Raw genomic sequence first — 18,507 nt, 5'->3', positions numbered from 1 at the left:
GTCTGCAGACTCGCCTTCGGGCGACGGTGGATCTCGATACGCCCGCTGCGCGGGCTACTCGATCAGCATGGGGTGTCGCCCGCTCCGCAGGCTGCTCGATCGGCCGTTGCCGCGTATCCGCGGATCAGAGCGGCGGGGCCGACAGCAGCACGGCGCCGGCGGCGGCGCTGAGGGCGGCGACGAGGCACCAGCGGTCGGCGCGGACGCGGCAGCCGCCCGCGCGGGCGAGCGCGGCGAGGCCGGCGGCGAGCACCGCGGCGCCGATCTGCACCGTCGCCGACGTCCGCATCAGCGACCACGCCTCGAACGGCGGCACGCGGCCCCCGCCGGGCAGGAACGGCAGCCCCGCGACGCTCGCCGACGCCAGCAGCAGCAGCGCCGACCCGACCGCGAGAGCCACCACGACGTGCCCGAGCACCTCGGCCGCGGCCCGCTGTCGAGCGCTGGGCGCGGCGATCTGCGGAAGGACGGCTGGGGCGCTCGCAGCACTGCGGAGGGGCATGCGCCGAGCGTAGAACGCGGCCGTCTGCGGCGAACCCCCTTGCAGATCCCCCTTCCGGAGGTGATTCCACGGGGAGACACGAGTCTCGATGCGGCCGCCCTGCGGGCTACCCGATCAGCATGTGCCGGTCGAGTAGCCGCGGAGGGCTATCGAGCGGAGGTACCGCCCGGATGGAGGACGATCCTCTGCGGCGGCGTCTTCGTACCCTGGCTCGGACGCGGATCGTACGACCCCGACGTGGCTCGTGCGGCGCCGACTGCAGCGCCTTGACTCTGCGAACGGTAGACGTTGCTGTCCGGGAAGCTCTGACTGCTCATGTCGTCTCCTGCGGTGGATTGAGGTCGTGGTCGTAATAGTGCTTGCGGGCCACCCACTTGAAGCCCTCGTGCTTGGTGATGGTCGCGATGTCGATCGGACCGCCGACCGTCGGATTCCCCGGGGTGAACCGCACGAACTGGATCGTCGTGTACACGAGGAATTGTGCCAGTTCGACGGCGTCCTGGATCGGCATCGCAGGGGAGACGATGCGCGTCGCGAGCTGATCGCGCAACTGCGCGGCGACCGTCGGAGCCTGCGAAGGCTCGAGGCCGAGATTGATCAACGCGGGGCCGGTATCGAGGCTCACGCCGTTCAACAGGCGCGCGATGGCCTCGGGCTGCCCCCACCACATCGCGCCCGCTTCTCCGGTGAGCACCTCAGTGCTGGTCGCCCGACCGCCTTCGATCGAGAGGTGGAAGATCTGCGGATGGTCCGCACCGGCGGAGTAGCCCGCGGTGAGGAATCCGAGCGACGGCAGCTCGTGTGCGGCGACTCCGCGGTGAAGGGGCTCGTAGCGCTCGTCGAAGAGGAACTCCTCGACGAGACGCGAGACCTCCTGCATCGTGTACGACCCGGGCAGCACGCTCCAGCGGTCGTCGTCACTCGAGGTGAAGCGGTGCCGGAGGTCTTTCGCGAGGGTCGACATGGAAGCCGGGCCGATGTTCCCCAGCCCCCAGGTGATCGCGCCGATCGGGAGTGCCTTCTGCAGATTGAAGAGCTTGTCGGCGTTGTTGTAGATGTTGACGACATCGATCGAGCCGTCCGAGCGGGTCTGCGTCAGCGTCGTGGCACTGTCGGAGGCGAGGACCACCCCGTCGTGCACCTTGAGAACCAGAGCGATCGTCATCAGACCAGTGTGCCCCGACGGTGAACGAGGAACACGACTTCGCGGGCCGTGACGCCGAGATCGACGCGTTCCGTGCGTTGCCGCGGTGGACCGGACTTCTGACGACGGTGGATCTCGACACGCCCGCTCCGCGAGCTACTCGATCAGCATGAAGAAGGCCTGCCAGGGACTGCCTGATCAGCATGGGGGAGGCGTGCCAGGGACTGCATAGACAGCGCGGGCCGGTATGCCCCGCGCTGCATGCTGGTCGAGTAGCCCCGGAGGGGCGTATCGAGACCCGGCGTCAGATGTTCAGGCGGTTGAAGATCGGGGACGGCAGCAGGCGGATGACCGTCATGATGACGCGCCACTTGGCCGGGGCGTAGGCGACCGCGCGCCCGGAGGCCATCGCGGCGGCGACGTCCTTCGCGACGGAGTCGACCGGGGCCAGCGAGGCGCCGCTCTGCTTGAGCGAGGCGGTCATCGGGGTGTCGGTCGGGCCCGGCTTGATCAGCACGACCGAGAGCCGCGAGCCGGCCAGGCGGTGCTGCAGGCCCTGGGCGAAGCGCTCGACCAGGCCCTTGGCGGAGCCGTAGACGTAGTTGGTCTTCCGGCCGCGGTCGCCGGCGACGGAGCCGATCACGCCGATGCTCCCGGAGGTCAGCGCGTTCGCGTACGCCTCCATCCAGAGGGCCACCGAGACCCCGGTGACGACGAGGACGTCGCGGGCGACGGCGAGGTCGGCGGACGCCTCGTCCTGGGTCGTCATCGTGCCGTGGGCGATCAGCACGGTGTCGGGGGCGCCGCCCTCGAGCGAGGTCGCGACGACCGAGGAGATCGCGGCGGGATCGGTCAGGTCGACCGCGGCGACCGAGAGCGCGGCGGCGGGGAAGCGCACGCGCAGATCCGTCGCCAGCGCCTCCAGCCGGCCGGCGTCGCGGCCGACCAGCAGCGCCGAGCGCGCGCCCGTGCCCAGCCACAGCCGCAGCGTGTGCTCGGCGATGGCGGAGGTCGCTCCGACCACGACGATCTTGGAGGGGGTACCAGTGCTCACGTCAGCTCCCGAGGACTCGGCGCGAGAAGCCGGAGGAGATCCCCGGGTCGCGCTGGAGGGCGAATTCGGCGAGGCGCGGGAAGCCGGCCTCGAACATCTCGCGCGTCATGCGCGCGTCCTTCGCCGGGTAGAGCCGGCCGCCCGCGGCGAGCACCAGCGCGTCGAGGCGCTCGAACAGCGGCAGCGCGACGGGCGTGTTGGGGAAGTCGAGCGCGAAGCAGACCCCGGGCGCCGGGAAGCTCAGCAGGCCCGGCGACTCCAGCGCCCCGAAGGTCTTCAGCACGCCGAGGAAGGAGCCGGTGCCCGAGGCCGCGATCAGCGCGAGCATCTCGCGGGTCGTCTCGAGCGCCCCCTCCCACGGCACGGTGCTCTGGTACTGGTAGAAGCCGCGCGGGCCGTACATCGTGTTCCAGCCCTCGATCGCGTCGAGCGGGTAGTTGAACTGCTCGTAGTGCTGCACCGAGCGGCGGGCGCGGGTCGCCTTCAGGCGGTAGTAGGCGCGGTTGAGCAGCGGCAGCGTCGCGCGGTTGACGACCGACAGCGGGAAGGCGAAGGGCACCTTCAGCGAGCCCGGCCGCGTCTCGGGCAGCTCCGGGGCGGCCGTGCTGTCGGCGCGGGAGTAGACGCCGCGGCGCCCGCCGCCCGTGGTCACGTCGATCCAGGCCACGGTGTGCTCGAAGACGTCCATCGACTCGTGCACGAGGTCGAGGTACCCCTCGAGGGTCTGGAACGGCACGTCCTCACTGACGAGCCACGGACCGGGGACGCGCGCGAGCCCGAGCTCCACCTCGACGATCAGCCCGGTGAGCCCGAGGCCGCCGATCGTCGCCTCGAACAGCTCGACGTTCTCGGTCGGCGTGCAGCGCGAGGACGACCCGTCGCTGCGCAGCAGCGTGAAGGAGCGCACGTGCCGGCCGATCGTGCCGGCGGAGGCGTGGTTCTTGCCGTGCACGTCGTTCGCGATCGCGCCGGCGAGGGTCACGTTCTTGGTGCCGGGGGTGACCGGCAGCATCCAGCCGCGCGGGGAGAAGACGGCCTGCACGTCGCGCAGCAGCACGCCCGGCTCGGCCCGGAGCACGCCGGTCTCCTCGTCGAAGGCCAGGAGGCGGTCGAAGCCGCTGAAGTCCCAGATCCTGCCGCCGCCGTTGAGCGCGACGTCGCCGTAGCTGCGGCCGAGCCCGTACGCGATCCCGCTGTCGCCCACGGCCAGCGCGGCCTGCGCCTGCTCGACGCTCGTGATCCGGGTGACCCGGTGCTCGTCGCGCGAGAGCAGGCCCCAGGAGGAGACGGGGCTGGTCATGCGGGCTCCTCTCGCGGGCCGGAGAACGTGACGTTCTTGTCGAGGTGGTACTTGGCGACGTAGCCGATGGCCAGGCCGATGACGGCCCCGGTGTAGCGGGCGAGGTCCGTGCCGAAGAGGGCGTCGAAGCCGAACTCGAAGCCCCAGAAGATCAGGGTCGTCACGCCGCTCATCACGCCGTAGAGGAGGAACGTCTTCAGCCCGTGCGCCGCATTCATCGTCTCGTGCTTGAAGATGAAGCGCTTGTCGAGCACGTACTTGGCGATCACCCCCGTCAGGGTGCCCGCGAGCACCGCGGCGACGGTGGCCAACTCCGCGTCGACGGCGAGCTCGACGAGCATCTGCGTGCTCAGATTCACCGCCGTTGCAAGGATCGCGAAGACGACGTACAGCGCGGTCGTCCGCATGCGCTTCCCTCCGTGGTGCTCCGGTCGTGAGCGCTGCGGATCCGGGCGGATGGAGCGCGTTCACCCCCGATTGTAGGTTGGGCCCGCGTCACCCCGATCCCGCCCGATCCGGCCGTTCCAGGCCCTGTTCCCCGAGAGGGAGACGTCGTGAACACCGCCCGCGCACTCGTCGCCGCCATGCGCCCGCGCCAGTGGCTGAAGAACGTCCTGGTGCTGGCCGCTCCGGTCGCCGCCGCGCGCATCCTCGAGCCCGAGATCCTCGTCGCGACCGTCGTCGGCGTGATCGCGTTCAGCCTGGCCTCGTCCGGCGGCTACCTCCTCAACGACCTGCTCGACGTCGAGTCCGACCGCGTGCACCCGAAGAAGCGCTTCCGCGCGATCGCGTCCGGGGCGCTGCCGCTGAAGGTCGCCTGGCCGGCCGCGTTCGTGCTGATGATCGTGCCGGTGCTGGCGACCTTCCTGCTCGGCTTCACCTGGTTCGCGGCGACGCTCGCGGCCTATCTGGTGATGCAGATCTCGTACTGCCTCTGGCTCAAGCACGAGCCGGTCATCGACATCCTGATCGTGGCGGGCGGATTCGTCCTCCGCGCGATCTCGGGCGCGGCCATCGCGGACATCCCGCTGACGCAGTGGTTCCTGCTCGCGGTGTCCTCGGGCTCGCTGTTCATGGTCGCGGGCAAGCGCTACTCCGAGAAGCTGCAGAGCGAGGGCAAGGAGGAGAGCCACACCCGCTCGACCCTCAAGGTCTACACGCCGGGCTACCTGCGCTTCATCTGGTCGGTCGCCGCATCGCTGACGATGATCTCCTACGCGCTGTGGGCACTGTTCATCAACGGCGAGAACTCGCTCTGGTCGATGGCGTCGGTGGTGCCGTTCGGCGCGGCGCTCTTCCTCTACGCCCTCGACATCGAGCGCGGGCGGGCCTCGGCGCCGGAGGACATCGTGCTCGGCAACCTGCGGCTGCTGGTCTGCGGTGCGCTCTGGGCGGGGCTGTTCGTCGTCGCGATCATGACCCGGACGACCACGGGCTGAGGCCGATCCCCGGCCCCGGGCCCTCGTCCGGGTCCGCCGCTACGACGTCGATCCGCGCCGCAGTCGCAGCCGGGTCTCCTCGAGGTCGAGCAGCGCCTGCGCCTGGCCCAGGATCCGCTGCGGGTAGGCGCGGCGGGACCGCGCGTCGAGCAGGGCCTCGCGCTCGGCCGAGACGACGGCGAGCCGCAGCGCCCGGTAGAGCCGGTGCGGAGTGTCGGCCACGTCGCGCCGGGAGCCGCGCGCCCGCTCCCACGCCGCCTCCGAGCGCAGGAACGAGGTCTGGCGCACCCGCTCGAGCACGTCCGGGTCGACGTCGTCGACGCCCTCGACCACCTCGCCCGGCTTCTCGAGGACGGAGAGCCCCTTCTCGGTGATCTCGTCGAGCAGGCCCGCGAGCTCGCGCTGGTCCTCCGGCACGTCGACCCCGCGGATCCCGGTGGCGCGGATGAGCAGCGGCAGGGTGCTGCCCTGGATCAGCAGCGTCGACACCGCCACCGTGAAGGCGATCAGCACCAGCTGCGGGCGGTAGGGGATGTCCTCCGGCAGCGACTGCGCGGCGGCGAGGGTGACCACTCCGCGCATGCCCGACCAGCCCAGCACCAGGCCGCCGCGCCAGCCCAGGTCGTTCGTGCTGAAGTGGCGGTAGTCCGAGCGGCGCAGCTGGTACCGCCGCCGGGCCTTGCTGCGCTCCGCGCGCGGCAGCCGCACCCCGCCCGTCGACTCCAGCAGCTCCTTCTGCTCGCGCGCCCGCCGCTCGGCCCGGCGGGTCTGCCAGCGCTCGCCGAGCAGCACCGGGCCGACCCAGGCGAAGCGGACGACGATGAGCCCGGCCGTGGCGACGAGGCCGATGCCGACCGCCGCCGGGATGGTCAGGGCGGCGCTGTCGGCGTCCTCGATCAGGCTGCGGATCTCGAGTCCGATCAGCAGGAAGACGCCGTTCTCGAGGAGGAACTGCACGGTGCGCCAGTTGATGCGGTCGTTCACACGCGACTGCGCGGTGAAGGCGCGGGAGGAGGCGTGCCCGGTGTGCAGGCCGGCGACGACGACGGCGAGCACTCCCGAGGCCCCGAGGCTCTCGGCCGGGATGAACGCGACGAACGGCACGACGAAGGAGACGACGGTGTTGAGCACAGGGTCCTCGAGGCGGGAGCGGACGAAGACCGTCACGATGCTGGCGACCAGGCCGACGATCACGGCGACCACCACGGCGTAGAGGAAGTCGCCGACCGCCGCCCACGGGGTCGCGAGCGTGCCGGCCGCGGCGGCCAGGGCCGAGCGCAGGAGGACGAGCGCCGTCGCGTCGTTGATCAGGCCCTCGCCCTCGAGCAGGGTGAGCAGTCGCGGCGGCAGGCCGAGGCGCCGGCCGACGCTCGTGGCCGCGACCGCGTCGGGCGGGCTGATGATCGCGCCGACCGCGATGGCGAGCGGCAGGCCCAGCTCGGGCAGCAGGACGAAGAGCAGCGCTCCGATCCCGGCGGCCGAGATCAGCACGAGCACCACCGAGAGGCCGCTGATGGTGGCGATGTTCCGGCGGAAGTCCACGAACGGCACGCTGATCGCCGCGGCGTAGAGCAGGGGCGGCAGCACGCCGTCGAGCACCCACTCGTGCGGCACGACCACCTCGGGGACACCGGGGAGGAAGGAGAGGCCGACGCCGGCGAGCACCAGCGCGATGGGCGCGGCGACGCCGAGCCGGCGGGCGAACGCGGCGACGGCCACGAGGACGGCGACGCCGATGACGGCGGCGATGCTCAGCTCCATCGGCATGTCCTGCGGGCGGCGTGCGGCATCGGCGGTCTCGATTCGGGGAGGGGGAGGCGCCTGTCCGTGCGCGGGCGGAGGCTCGCGCGCGCGGTCGAGGCCGGACTGCGAGTCTGCGCTGGTGTCCGGCCTCGGCCTAGGGGGTTGCGGGTGGGTGCGCCGGTCGCTCCGGGCGCGGGGCGTGCACGGACATCAGCCAGGAGGCCGTCTCATCGCCGACGGGCGAAGAGGGGCACTCCTGGCTGATGTTGCGCGCTTCCGGGTGGTGGGCGCGGTCCTGCCGCTCGTCAGCGCCGATCGAGGACCCGGACGAGGCCGATCAGGAGGGCGATCGTGCCCAGCGCGGCGATCGCGATCGCGGCGGCTCCGGCCGGGCCGAGCGAGAGCGCCCAGTCGACGACGGCGGTCCGCAGCCCGGCGTCGGCGGCGACGAGGAGCAGGAGGACCGCCACGACGGCCTGGACGAGTCCCCAGACGACCGCGCCGGCGCGGATCCTGGGCCGCTGCGCGGTCTCGGGGGCGGTGCTGGTCTGCGTGGCGGTGGTGCTCTGCGCGGTCATCGTCCTGCCTCCGTCGGGGTCGTGCTGTCGGTTCCGGTCGTGCTGCCGGGGTCTGTCGGGGTGCCGGGGTCCGTCGTGGTGCCGGGGTCCGTCGTGGTGCCGGGGTCCGTCGGGGCGTCGGTGTCCGCCGGGGCCGGGAGGTCGATCGGTTCCGCGGTCGCAGGGCCGTCCGGGTCGAGTGCGGCGCCGCTGGTCGAGTCCTCGGCGGTCCGGTCGTAGACGGTGACCCCGCCGCGGCCCTGCGCGATCCGGACGACGACCGGCTCGGCGTCCGGGTCGCCGAAGGTCTGCGTCCAGGTGGCTCCGTCGCGGCTGTACTCGACGTCCACCGGGTCGGACCCCACGTCGCCGTCGGCGAAGGCGGTCGTCAGCCAGTAGTAGCCGTTCGCCGTGGTCGCCTCGAGGCGGACCGCCGCCCCCTCCATCGGCATGACGGTGATGTTCCCGGCGCCCTGCCAGACGTCGATCACCTCGCCCGGGTCACCCAGCGACGGGTCGATCGTGATCTGCAGGTCGCCCGCCACCATCGCGTAGCTGCCGGGAACCGCGTTCGAGAGGCCGTACGAGCTGAGCATCGGCAGCAGCCGGCGCTCGGGCGGGACGAGCGACGCCGTCGAGGCCGTCAGCACCGTGATCACCGAGACAGCGATCAGGAGGATCGCGCGCCGGCGGAGCAGCCCGGCCGCCACGATCGCGAGCCCGAGCACCAGGGTCGCGACGCTGAAGCCGACCACGGTCGCGGTCGAGCCGGAGACGGTGAGCGACGCGATCGCACCGGCGACGGCCGCCAGGCCGAGCACGAGCAGGGTGACGCTCCGCCGCAGCCGCGGGTTCGCCTCGCGGTGCTGTCGCCGCCGCTCGAGCCGAGCCGCGGTGATGGCGCCCGCTCGCTGGCGAGACTCCTCCGCTCGGGCGCGGGCCGTCTCGCGGGCGGTCGCGCTCTCCTGGGCGCGGAACGCCTCCCGCTCGGCCTTCCACTCCTCCTGGCGCTCGCGCCACAGCGCGAGGTCCTCCGGGGTGCTCGGGCGCGCCTCGGTGGGGCGCTGCGGGGGCAGGAGGGGAGCGCCCCTCGCGGGCTCTCCGCTGGGAGCGGGGTAGCCGGCGGTCGAGGCGCCGGGTCCTGCGGGGGTGCCGTCCGGCGGGGGCGTCCGGTCGGCTCGACCGGAGCGGCGGGCGATCCAGACCACGAAGAGCACGATGAGCACGAGGACGACGACGGTCCAGAGGGCGCGGCCGGTGGCGGGCGCCCAGGGCGCCGCGCCGGTGTACGCGCCGCCGAGCGACCAGAAGCCCTGCGCGACGGGGAGCATCGAGGCGAGGACGAGGGCCCCGATGGCGGCGTGCACGCGGGTCAGGCGGCCGCCGAGCAGCTCCTCGACCGGCAGCACGCCGTCCTCGTCGGGCAGCAGCAGCCAGGCTGCCGCGTAGAAGAGGAAGGCCGGGCCGCCCAGCACGGCGACGACGACGAAGATCCCGCGCACGATCAACGGGTCGATGCCGAGGCGGTCGGCGATGCCGGCGCAGACGCCGCCGACCCAGCCGGGCCGGCGGGCCAGGTCGAGCGAGCGCAGCCAGAGGAGGAAGCGGTTCTCGGAGGGGGCGTCGGGGCCGGAGGGGCCGGGGCCCGCGGCGCCCGGGCCGGGGTCGGAGGGGTCCGAGCCGGAGTAGCCCGGGCCGGGCTCGCCGGGTGCGGAGGGGCCGGGAGTCGGCGGGTCGCCCGCCGTGTCCTCCTGCGCCGGGTCCGGCGGGATCGTGCTCGCTGCTGTCATGGCTCGAGTGTGACGCTCCTCCACAGCCGCCGACCATCGGGGGAACCCCTGATCCGACCCCGACTCCCACCCCGTCGACCCCGACGACCTGTTTGGATGCAGGGGTGAGCACACCCACCCTCCCGAGCACCGCCGGGCGTCCGCCGCTGAGCGGGCCGCCGCCGGGCCGAGCGCCGTCGGCCCGGCCGCCGCTGCGCCGTCCGCGGAGGGTCGTCCTCGGCGGCGTGTGCGCGGCGCTCGCCGAGCACCTGGGCCTGCGCGTCGGGACGGTCCGCTTCCTCGCGATCGTCGCGACCCTGCTGGGCGGCGGCGGCGCACTGCTCTACCTGTGGCTCTGGGCGCTCGTGCCCCTGCGCGACGCCGGCGGGGAGGCGGCCGGCGTGCGCCGCTCCGTCCCGGTCGCCGCGCTGCTCGTCGGCGTCGCCGGCGCCGCGACGCTCTCGGTCCTCGTCGCGCTCCGCGGGGGCGACGACGCGGACGTCACCCGGGCGCTCGCCGCCGTCGCGCTGCTCTCGGGCGGCGCCGTCGCCTGGAGCCTGGGCTTCGACCGCGGCGACACCTCGCGCTCGGCGCGCTCCTCCACCGTCGTCCGCCTCGCCTCCTGCGCCGTCCTCGTCGTCGCCGGGGCCGTCGTGCTCACGGCGCGCCCCAGCGCGGTCAACGCGGTGCTGGCGGTCGGCGTCCTGCTCGTCGCCGCGGGCGTGCTCGCCGCCCCCCGAGTCGTCACGCTGTGGACCGAGCTGATGGGCGAGCGGGCGGCGCGGGTCCGCGAGGAGCAGCGCGCCGAGATCGCCGCGCACCTGCACGACTCCGTGCTGCAGACCCTGGCCCTGATCCAGAACCGCGCGGGCGCGTCGAGCGAGGTCGCCCGCATCGCCCGCGCGCAGGAGCGGGAGCTGCGCGACTGGCTGTTCGAGCGCGACGTGCCGGTGGCGAACGACCTGGCGGCCGAGATCCGCGCCATCGCCGCCGCGATCGAGCTCGACTGGCCGGCGACGCTCGAGGTGGTCGCGGTGGGGGCCTCGGTGCCGGGCGCCGCGCCCGTGCTGGCCGCGACCCGCGAGGCGATGCTCAACGCCGCTCGGCACGCGGGCGGCGACGTGTCGGTCTACGTCGAGTCCTCCGCCGCCGGGGTCGACGTGTTCGTCCGCGACCGCGGCCCCGGAGTCGACCTCGGCGCCCTCCCGGGCGACCGCCTCGGCATCCGGGAGTCGATCGTCGGGCGGATGGCGCGCGCGGGCGGCAGCGCGACCGTCCGGCCCGGAGCGGGCGGCGCGGGCACCGAGGTCCACCTGCGCCTGCCGGCGGGGGCCGAGCGGTGACCCGCGTCGTGCTGGTCGATGACCACTCCATCTTCCGCTCCGGTCTGCGCGCCGATCTCGCCCCCGAGCTCGACGTCGTCGGCGAGGCGGCCGACGTCGACTCCGCCGTCGCGCTGGTCGCGGCCGAGCGTCCGGACGTGGTGCTGCTCGACGTGCACCTGCCCGGCGGAGCGGGCGGCGGCGGCGCCGAGGTCCTGCGCCGCAGCGCCGCGCACCTCGAGGCGGTCCGCTTCCTCGCGCTCAGCGTCTCGGACGCGGCGGAGGACGTGGTCGGCGTCATCCGCGCCGGCGCTCGCGGCTACATCACCAAGACGACCTCCGGCGCCGAGGTCAGCCGGGCGGTCCTCGCGGTGGACGGCGGCGACGCCGTCTTCTCCCCGCGCCTGGCCGGCTTCGTCCTCGACGCGTTCGGCGCCCTCTCGGGCGAGCAGGCGGAGTCCGTGGACGAGCTCGACCGCCTCTCGGCCCGCGAGCGCGAGGTGATGCGGCTGATCGCCCGCGGCTACGCCTACAAGGAGGCCGCCGCCGAGCTCTTCATCTCGGTGAAGACCGTCGAGTCCCACGTGTCGGCGGTCCTGCGGAAGCTGCAGCTCTCCTCCCGCTACGAGCTCACCGCCTGGGCCTCGGCCCGCCGCCTCCTCTGACCGGCCACTCACCGCCTCCTCTCACCACCGCCTCGTCGGCCGCGGCCGCTCCGCCTTCCTGCCGGAAGGCTCCCGTCTGATCCGCAGGCGATCCGATGCGGAAGGCGCCTTCCACCGCGAGGCGCGGAAGACGGACGCGCGGATCGCCTGCAGATCGGACAACGGATGGCAGACGCCCCCGCGCCCGGAAGCTAGGCCGAGAGCAGCGGCAGGAACGGCAGCGCCGCCGACGCCGCGAGCGTGCCGAGCGCGGCGCCCGCGAGCACGTCGGTCGGGAAGTGCATCCCGAGCACGATCCGGGACAGCAGCATCACCAGCACCACGAGGACGGCGAGCGGCCAGAGCGCGGGCAGCATCACGGCGAACACGATCGCCGCCGCGGTGGTCGAGGACGCGTGCGAGCTCGGGAAGCTCAGCTTGCTCGGCGCCGTGCCCCGCACCTCGACACCCTCGCCGAGGGGCCGCGGCCGCCGGACGACGCGCTTGATCACGATCGACAGCCCGTGCGCGACGACGATCGCGACGTCGCAGAGCGCCCACGCCCAGAAGCGCGACGGATCGGCGAACGCACCGACCACGCCCAGCAGCAGCCAGCCCGCGGCGTGCTCGCCGAAGAAGCTCAGCCATCGGGCGATCGGGCGCAGGGGCGGTGCCAGCGGCGAGCGCTGCACGGCGACGATGACCGCGGACTCGCGGCTCCGGAGGGTCGACATCGCGCCCAACCTAGCGCACCCGCTGATCCGTCTCGGGACCGGCCCGTTCTGCAGGTGGCGGTCCGTTCTGCAGGCGATCGGCCCGCGGAGAACGCCTTCCGTCCCGGGAAGGGCGCTGCGGAGACCTCGATCGCCTGCAGATCGGACGCGCACCGTCGGCGCCGGATCAGGCCTCGGGCTCGGCCTCCGTGCCGGCCGCGCGGCGGCGCGCACCCAGACCCAGCGCGGCAGCCCCCGCGGTGAGCAGCGCCGCCGCTCCGGCGACGAGGCCGACGCTCTCGACACCGGTCGAGGCGAGTCCGCCGGTCGTGCCGCCGCCGACGGGCAGCGGAACGGGCGTGCCGGTCGGCGCGGCCGTCGGCACGGTGGGCCCGGCGGTCGGTCCGGCCGTCGGCATCGCGGTCGGCCCGGCGGTGGGTGCCGCCGTCGGCGCGGCGGTCGGTCCCGAGGTGGGCGCGGCCGTCGGAGTCGCCGTCGGCGCCGTGGTGGGCCCGGCGGTCGGCGTGGGCGTCGGGGCGACGAGCTGCGAGGCCGGCAGGATCTGCACGATCGTCGGGCGCGGCGCCGCCGCGGCGCCGGCCGCGAGGGCTCCGGCGGCCGCGAAGTCCGGGAAGTACGAGGTGGGCGCCTCGAAGGTGCCCTCCTCGCCCGGGTGCTGGACGGCCACGAACACGTGCTGGTCCTGGTCGTGCACGATCGGCCCGCAGGTCTCGGCGTCGCGCGGGACCGAGAGGAACTGCTCCACCCGGCCGCGCTCAGCGCCCTCGAGCGCCACCTTGAAGAGGCCGTCGTTGTAGCCGATGCCGCTCGGGGCGCCGTCGGTCGAGATCCAGAGGTTCCCGACCGAGTCGAAGGCGAGGTTGTCCGGGCAGGAGATCGGCGAGACCTGGTCGACCGGGAAGCCGGAGAAGTACACCGTGTCGCCCTGCGCGACGTCGCCGCACAGCATCAGCAGGTTCCAGGTGAAGGTGCGGCCGGTCTGGTCGCCGCCGTCCTCGATGATCTCGACGATGTGGCCGTCGCGGTTCTCGGTGCGCGGGTTGACCTCCGTCGGCCCCTCCTTGCCCTCGGTGCCGCGGTTGGAGTTGTTGGTGCAGGCGACGTAGATCCGGCCGCTGACGAGGCTCGGCTGCACGTCCTCGCAGCGGTCCATCTTGGTCGCGCCGGCGATGTCGGCGGCCATGCGGGTGTGCACGAGCACCTCCTCGACGCTCATGCCGGCGATCATCGACGCGCCGTCGACGACCAGGGGCAGCCAGGCGCCGATGCCGTCGAAGCCGCCGTCGGAGGGGACCGCGCCGGTGCCGGTGATCTCGGCGACGGGGGAGTCGCCGGTGAAGCTCGCGACGAAGAGGTCGCCCTCCTCCAGCAGCGTCTTGTTGTGCGCGCGGTCGCCCTCGATGTGGCGCTTCTTCGAGACGAACTTGTAGAGGTAGTCGAAGCGCTCGTCGTCGCCCTGGTAGGCGACCACGCGGCCGTCGGGGGCGACGATGACGTTCGCACCCTCGTGCTTCAGGCGGCCGAGCGCGGTGTGCTTCTTCGGGGTGGACTCCGGCTCGAAGGGGTCGAACTCGACGATCCAGCCGAAGCGGTTCGGCTCGTTCTCGTAGCCGGGCGTGCGGGCGTCGAAGCGGGGGTCGTCGAGCTCCCAGAGGCGCGCGGTCTCGGCGTCGGCGAGTCCGTAGCGCTTCTCGGCGTCGCTGGTCGCGGTCGCGCGGAAGTAGCCGTTGAAGTTCTCCTCGCCCGAGAGGATCGTGCCCCACGGCGTGGTGCCGCCGGAGCAGTTGCCGAGCGTGCCGAGGACGGAGCGCCCCGTCGGGTCGGCGACGGTCTTCAGCAGCGCCGAGCCGGCCGCGGCGCCGGTGACCTCGTAGGGGGTGTCGATCAGGTAGCGGCGGTTGTGCTCGCCACCGCGGACGTAGGCCCAGGGGCGGTCGACGGCGGTGCGCACCAGCTCGACGACGCTGAGGCCGTGGGCGGCGCGGCCGACGGCGCGCACGCGCTCGGGCTCCGCCTCGAGCTGAGCGGCCGGGAACATGATCGACTCGTTCGTGTACTCGTGGTTCACGACCAGCAGCGCGCGCAGGCGCTTCGAGCCGGGGATCTCGACGATGTCGGTGTAGTCGTTGTTGTAGCCGAACTGGGCGGCCTGGGCGGCCTCCGTCTGGTTCTCGATGTCGAAGGCGGGGCTGTCGGCGAAGAGCGGGTCGCCCCAGCGGATGATCGGCTGCCAGGCGAAGCCCTCGGGGACGGTGAACTCATCGACCGTGTACGGCACCGGGGCGATCGGGGTGAAGGCGAGCGGGGAGCCGCCGACCGCGGCGCCGGCGACGGCGGCCTCCGCGGTGGGGGCGCCGCCGGCCGAGGCGACGGCGACAGTGACCGCGCCGGCGAGGCCGAGGCCGAGGGCGCTGCGGCGCGAGATCTGCCGCGCGACGATGTCGCGGAACGAGCTGTTGTGCGAGGTGTTGCAGGTGGCGGTCGAGCACGCGTTGGCGCACTTCAGGGCGCAGGTGACAGGGCTGCGCTTGCCGCGCACGTGCCCCGCCATGGGGAGGAGGAGCGGGCGGCGGGCGGTGTCGGTCATGCGGTGTCCTTCGATCGGCAGCAGTGCGTCCGAGTCGACCAGGGCGAAGGGACGCGCACGCCGCTCAGTGGAGGCCTCTCCCTGAACGGAACATGAACGTTCTCACAAGAAGGTGAGGCTACCCTTCGTCGCTCCGGCGGGCGTCTCGGGCCGCCAGCACCGCGCCGACGTTGCCCGCGATCCACTCGACGACGGGCAGCAGCCGCTCGGCCAGCTCGGCTCCGAGCGGCGTCAGCGCGTAGTCGACCCGCGGCGGGATCACGGCGTGCGCCTCGCGGTGCACGAAGCCGTCCTCCTCGAGGGTCCGGAGGGTCTGCGCCAGCATCTTCTCGCTGATGCCGCCGATCCGGCGCCGCAGCTCGCCCCAGCGCAGGCTGCGCTCGGCCAGGGCAGCGAGGACGAGTACGCCCCACTTGCTCGTGACGTGCCCGAAGACCTCGCGGCTCGGGCAGTCGGCGGAGTAGACGTCTCCGGTGAGGAGGGGGCTCTCGGTGATGGTCACAGGAGTACTAACCAAATAGTGGGTACTGCATTCCGGGAAGTTCTCGCGTCGCGGCCCGGTTCCCCTCACCGACGGCGCCCCACCCGCCGTCTCCCGAACGGAAGGACCACCCCATGACCCTCGTCGTCACCGGAGCCACCGGCCACCTCGGCCGTCTCGCCGTCGAGCACCTGCTCGCCCGCGGCACCGCCGCCTCCGACATCGTCGCCACCGGCCGCGACGCCGCCAAGCTCGAGGCGCTCGCCGCCGACCTCGGCGTCCGCACCGCCGTCGCCGACTTCGAGGACCCGGCCTCGCTCGACGCCGCCTTCTCCGGCGCCGAGGCCGTGCTGCTCGTCTCCGGCTCGGAGGTGGGCAAGCGCGTCGCTCAGCACACCGCCGCGATCGAGGCCGCCGCCCGCGCCGGCGCGCGCCTGGTCTACACAAGCGCCCCGAAGGCGACCACCAGCCCGCTGATCCTGGCCCCCGAGCACAAGGCGACGGAGGAGGCGATCGTCGCCGCCGGCCTCCCCGCAGTGATCCTCCGCAACGGCTGGTACAACGAGAACTACGCGCAGACCGTCGCCGAGCTCGCCTCGACCGGCACCACCCTCTCCAGCGCCGGCGACGGCCGCGTCTCGAGCGCCGCCCGCGCCGACTACGCCGAGGCCGCCGCCGTCGCCCTGCTCGACGCCTCCCTCGTCGGGTCGGTGCACGAGCTCTCCGGCGACACCGCCTGGAGCTTCGACGAGCTCGCGACCCTCGTCGGCGAGGTCGCCCGCCGCGACGCCGCGATCACGCACGTCGACTCCGCCGAGCACGCCCGCATCCTCACCGAGGCCGGCGTCCCCGAGGGCGGCGTCGGTTTCGTCGTCGGCCTCGACGCCAACATCGCCGACGGCCTCCTCGGCGAGACCGACGGCTCGCTCGCCCGCCTGATCGGCCGCCCGACCACCCCGATCCGCACCTACGTCGAGGAGCAGCTCGCCCGCTGAGCCGCGGCCTGCTGCCGGTGGCTGACCTCCGGCTCGCGGACTCCGCTCCGGCTCGTGGGACTGGCCGGTTCCAGCGTGCCGGACGTGTTCTCGCGTGCCGGAGTTCCGACCGGTGCACCTCCGGCACGCAGAATCGGCTCCGGCTCGTCGGATCGGCCGGTTCTCGAGTGCCGGGAACGGTTCCGCGAGCCGGACTCGCGCCCCGGGGCCGCCGTGTCCGACCCCCGACGTAGGCTTACCGCCATGACCTCGACGACGCCTCGCTCCGGTATCGACCTCTCCGAACTCGACCCGGCGACGCGTCCGCAGGACGACCTCTACCGCCACGTGAACGGCCTGTGGATCGACCGCACCGAGATCCCGAGCGACAAGGCGCGCTACGGCTCCTTCCACGTGCTCCAGGAGGAGGCGGAGAAGGCGGTCCGCGACATCATCGTCGAGGCGCAGTCGGCCCCGAGCGGCACCGAGGCGCGCATGTTCGGCGACCTCTACACCTCCTTCCTCGACGAGGCGCGCGCCGAGGAGCTCGGCGCCCAGCCGATCGCCGACGACCTGGCCGCCGTGCAGCGCGTCGACTCGATCCCCGGGCTCCTGCGCGCGGTGGGCGAGTTCGAGCGCTCCGGTGTCCCCGGCCTCTTCGGCCTCTTCGTCGACAACGACCCGGGCGACCCCGAGCGCTACCTCGTCTTCGTCAATCAGGGGGGCCTCGGCCTTCCCGACGAGAGCTACTACCGCGAGGAGGAGTTCGCCTCCGTCCGCGAGGCCTACCTCCCCTTCGTCGCGCGGATGCTCGGGTTCGCCGGCATCGACGCCCCCGAGGCGCGCGCGGAGCGCATCGTCGCGCTCGAGACCGACCTCGCCGCCGTGCACTGGGACAAGGTGCGCAGCCGCGACAGCCAGGCCACCTACAACCTCCGCTCCTGGGCCGAGGTCACCGAGCTCGCCGCAGGCATCGACCTCGACGTCTGGCTGACCGCGATGGGCGCTCCGGAGGGTGCGCTCGCCGAGGTCGTCGTGCGCCAGCCGAGCTTCCTCGAGGGGCTCGCCGGCCTGCTGACCGACGACCGCCTCCCCGCCTGGCGCGACTGGCTGTCCTGGCAGGTGATCCGCGGCGCCGCGGCCTACCTCTCCAGCGACTTCGTCGACGCCAACTTCGATTTCTACGGCCGCACCCTCACGGGCACGCCGCAGAAGCGCGAGCGCTGGAAGCGCGCCGTCTCGCTCGTCGAGGGCTCGCTCGGCGAGGCCGTCGGCCGCATCTACGTCGAGCGGCACTTCCCCGAGACGGCGAAGGCCGCGATGGACGTCCTCGTCGCGAACCTGATCGAGGCCTACCGCCGCTCGATCGTCGACCTCGAGTGGATGGGCGCCGACACCCGCGAGCGCGCGCTGGAGAAGCTCGCGAAGTTCACCCCGAAGATCGGCTACCCGGTCCGCTGGCGCGACTACTCCGCCCTGACGATCGACCCCGCCGACCTGGTCGGCAACGCCCGCCGCGTCGCCGCCTTCGAGTTCGACCGCGAGCTCGGCAAGATCGGGAAGCCGCTCGACCGCGACGAGTGGTTCATGACGCCGCAGACCATCAACGCGTACTACAACCCCGGCTTCAACGAGATCGTCTTCCCCGCCGCGATCCTGCAGTTCCCCTTCTTCGACGAGTCCCGCGACTCCGCCGCCAACTACGGCGCGATCGGCGCGGTGATCGGGCACGAGATCGGGCACGGATTCGACGACCAGGGCTCGCGCTTCGACGGCGACGGCCGCCTCACCGACTGGTGGACCGAGGACGACCGGGCCGCGTTCGAGGAGCGGACGAAGGCGCTGATCGCGCAGTACGACGCGCTCGCCCCGGCCACCACGCCCGGTCACCACGTCAACGGCGCGCTCACCATCGGCGAGAACATCGGCGACCTCGGCGGGCTCGGCATCGCGTGGAAGGCGTACCTGCTCTCGCTGGACGGCGAGGAGCCGCCCGTGATCGACGGCCTGACGGGCGCCCAGCGCTTCTTCCTCTCCTGGGCGCAGGCCTGGCAGCAGAAGGCGCGCGACGAGGAGACGATCCGCCTGCTCGCGATCGATCCGCACTCGCCGTCGGAGTTCCGCTGCAACCAGATCGTCCGGAACCTCGACGAGTTCTACGCTACTTTTGACGTCACCGAGGGCGACGCCCTCTGGCTCCCGCCGAGCGAGCGCGTCGCGATCTGGTAGCCCTCGCCGGCTGCCGTCCCGCACCGCG

Annotated in this window: 15 protein-coding genes and 1 pseudogene; 5 read left to right on the top strand and 11 right to left on the bottom strand. The window is 73.2% G+C overall.

Annotated elements, in window-relative coordinates; translation table 11 throughout:
- Positions 1-124 precede the first annotated feature (124 nt).
- From HRK28_RS14485 to HRK28_RS14465, 5 genes are all read right to left on the bottom strand, one after another.
- Positions 125-502: a hypothetical protein gene (locus HRK28_RS14485; protein ID WP_173252123.1), complete on the bottom strand. Its 378-nt coding sequence runs from the start codon at positions 500-502 to the stop codon at positions 125-127.
- 313 nt (positions 503-815) lie between these two features.
- Positions 816-1,667, bottom strand: a complete 852-nt coding sequence (locus HRK28_RS14480; RefSeq protein WP_173252122.1) for a hypothetical protein — start codon at positions 1,665-1,667, stop codon at positions 816-818.
- 283 nt (positions 1,668-1,950) lie between these two features.
- Complete coding sequence (locus HRK28_RS14475; RefSeq protein WP_173252121.1) at positions 1,951-2,700, bottom strand: SDR family NAD(P)-dependent oxidoreductase; 750 nt, start codon at positions 2,698-2,700, stop codon at positions 1,951-1,953.
- Between the two features lies 1 nt (position 2,701).
- Positions 2,702-4,000, bottom strand: a complete 1,299-nt coding sequence (locus HRK28_RS14470; protein ID WP_173252120.1) for an FAD-binding oxidoreductase — start codon at positions 3,998-4,000, stop codon at positions 2,702-2,704.
- The gene (locus tag HRK28_RS14465; protein WP_173252119.1) at positions 3,997-4,407 is read right to left on the bottom strand and encodes a GtrA family protein; all 411 of its coding nucleotides are present in this window, start codon (positions 4,405-4,407) and stop codon (positions 3,997-3,999) included. The genes HRK28_RS14470 and HRK28_RS14465 overlap by 4 nt, the downstream gene beginning before the upstream one ends.
- A gap of 147 nt (positions 4,408-4,554) precedes the next feature.
- Here HRK28_RS14465 and HRK28_RS14460 point away from each other — a divergent pair, with 147 nt between their 5' ends.
- Positions 4,555-5,439 carry a decaprenyl-phosphate phosphoribosyltransferase gene (locus HRK28_RS14460; protein WP_173252118.1) on the top strand — a complete coding sequence of 295 codons (885 nt, stop codon included), beginning with the start codon at positions 4,555-4,557 and terminating at the stop codon, positions 5,437-5,439.
- 39 nt (positions 5,440-5,478) lie between these two features.
- On the opposite strand, the gene HRK28_RS14455 is transcribed toward HRK28_RS14460, so the two are convergent.
- The 3 genes from HRK28_RS14455 to HRK28_RS14445 form a co-directional block, all read right to left on the bottom strand.
- Positions 5,479-7,200, bottom strand: a complete 1,722-nt coding sequence (locus HRK28_RS14455) for a sodium:proton antiporter (protein WP_173252117.1) — start codon at positions 7,198-7,200, stop codon at positions 5,479-5,481.
- A 287-nt stretch (positions 7,201-7,487) separates the two neighbouring features.
- Positions 7,488-7,760, bottom strand: a complete 273-nt coding sequence (locus HRK28_RS14450) for a hypothetical protein (protein WP_127887872.1) — start codon at positions 7,758-7,760, stop codon at positions 7,488-7,490.
- Positions 7,757-9,529, bottom strand: coding sequence for a PspC domain-containing protein (locus HRK28_RS14445; RefSeq protein ID WP_173252116.1), 1,773 nt, complete (start codon positions 9,527-9,529; stop codon positions 7,757-7,759). Before HRK28_RS14445 ends, HRK28_RS14450 begins: the two co-directional genes overlap by 4 nt.
- Positions 9,530-9,633: 104 nt before the next feature.
- Between HRK28_RS14445 and HRK28_RS14440 the strand changes: the two genes are divergently transcribed.
- Both HRK28_RS14440 and HRK28_RS14435 read left to right on the top strand, forming a co-directional pair.
- On the top strand, positions 9,634-10,851 hold the full coding sequence (locus HRK28_RS14440; protein ID WP_173252115.1) for an ATP-binding protein: 1,218 nt from the start codon (positions 9,634-9,636) through the stop codon (positions 10,849-10,851).
- The gene (locus tag HRK28_RS14435; protein WP_173252114.1) at positions 10,848-11,495 is read left to right on the top strand and encodes a response regulator transcription factor; all 648 of its coding nucleotides are present in this window, start codon (positions 10,848-10,850) and stop codon (positions 11,493-11,495) included. The genes HRK28_RS14440 and HRK28_RS14435 overlap by 4 nt, the downstream gene beginning before the upstream one ends.
- 191 nt (positions 11,496-11,686) lie before the next feature.
- On the opposite strand, the gene HRK28_RS14430 is transcribed toward HRK28_RS14435, so the two are convergent.
- From HRK28_RS14430 to HRK28_RS14420, 3 genes and pseudogenes are all read right to left on the bottom strand, one after another.
- Positions 11,687-12,208: a phosphatase PAP2 family protein gene (locus HRK28_RS14430; RefSeq protein ID WP_160086002.1), complete on the bottom strand. Its 522-nt coding sequence runs from the start codon at positions 12,206-12,208 to the stop codon at positions 11,687-11,689.
- Positions 12,209-12,746: 538 nt separating this feature from the next.
- A pseudogene (locus tag HRK28_RS14425) lies at positions 12,747-14,795 on the bottom strand (PhoX family phosphatase); the annotation flags it as partial.
- 118 nt (positions 14,796-14,913) lie between these two features.
- Positions 14,914-15,297 carry a helix-turn-helix domain-containing protein gene (locus HRK28_RS14420; RefSeq protein ID WP_160085998.1) on the bottom strand — a complete coding sequence of 128 codons (384 nt, stop codon included), beginning with the start codon at positions 15,295-15,297 and terminating at the stop codon, positions 14,914-14,916.
- A gap of 113 nt (positions 15,298-15,410) precedes the next feature.
- Between HRK28_RS14420 and HRK28_RS14415 the strand changes: the two genes are divergently transcribed.
- Together HRK28_RS14415 and HRK28_RS14410 are read left to right on the top strand one after the other, a co-directional pair.
- On the top strand, positions 15,411-16,271 hold the full coding sequence (locus HRK28_RS14415) for an NAD(P)H-binding protein (RefSeq protein ID WP_173252111.1): 861 nt from the start codon (positions 15,411-15,413) through the stop codon (positions 16,269-16,271).
- 243 nt (positions 16,272-16,514) lie between these two features.
- Positions 16,515-18,479, top strand: a complete 1,965-nt coding sequence (locus HRK28_RS14410) for a M13 family metallopeptidase (RefSeq protein ID WP_160085994.1) — start codon at positions 16,515-16,517, stop codon at positions 18,477-18,479.
- Positions 18,480-18,507 lie beyond the last annotated feature (28 nt).

The organism is Rathayibacter sp. VKM Ac-2835 (genome assembly GCF_013266705.1).
Classification (GTDB): domain Bacteria; phylum Actinomycetota; class Actinomycetes; order Actinomycetales; family Microbacteriaceae; genus Rathayibacter.
Note: the sequence above shows the minus strand (reverse complement) of the source record. Positions and strands in the feature narration are given on the sequence as shown.

Excerpts from the sequence above, each read along its gene's own strand:
- HRK28_RS14485 (WP_173252123.1), bottom strand. The coding sequence starts at position 502 with ATGCCCCTCCGCAGTGCTGCGAGCGCCCCAGCCGTCCTTCCGCAGATC.
- HRK28_RS14480 (WP_173252122.1), bottom strand. The coding sequence starts at position 1,667 with ATGACGATCGCTCTGGTTCTCAAGGTGCACGACGGGGTGGTCCTCGCC.
- HRK28_RS14470 (WP_173252120.1), bottom strand. The coding sequence starts at position 4,000 with ATGACCAGCCCCGTCTCCTCCTGGGGCCTGCTCTCGCGCGACGAGCAC.
- HRK28_RS14465 (WP_173252119.1), bottom strand. The coding sequence starts at position 4,407 with ATGCGGACGACCGCGCTGTACGTCGTCTTCGCGATCCTTGCAACGGCG.
- HRK28_RS14455 (WP_173252117.1), bottom strand. The coding sequence starts at position 7,200 with ATGGAGCTGAGCATCGCCGCCGTCATCGGCGTCGCCGTCCTCGTGGCC.
- HRK28_RS14450 (WP_127887872.1), bottom strand. The coding sequence starts at position 7,760 with ATGACCGCGCAGAGCACCACCGCCACGCAGACCAGCACCGCCCCCGAG.
- HRK28_RS14445 (WP_173252116.1), bottom strand. The coding sequence starts at position 9,529 with ATGACAGCAGCGAGCACGATCCCGCCGGACCCGGCGCAGGAGGACACG.
- HRK28_RS14430 (WP_160086002.1), bottom strand. The coding sequence starts at position 12,208 with ATGTCGACCCTCCGGAGCCGCGAGTCCGCGGTCATCGTCGCCGTGCAG.
- HRK28_RS14415 (WP_173252111.1), top strand. The coding sequence starts at position 15,411 with ATGACCCTCGTCGTCACCGGAGCCACCGGCCACCTCGGCCGTCTCGCC.
- HRK28_RS14410 (WP_160085994.1), top strand. The coding sequence starts at position 16,515 with ATGACCTCGACGACGCCTCGCTCCGGTATCGACCTCTCCGAACTCGAC.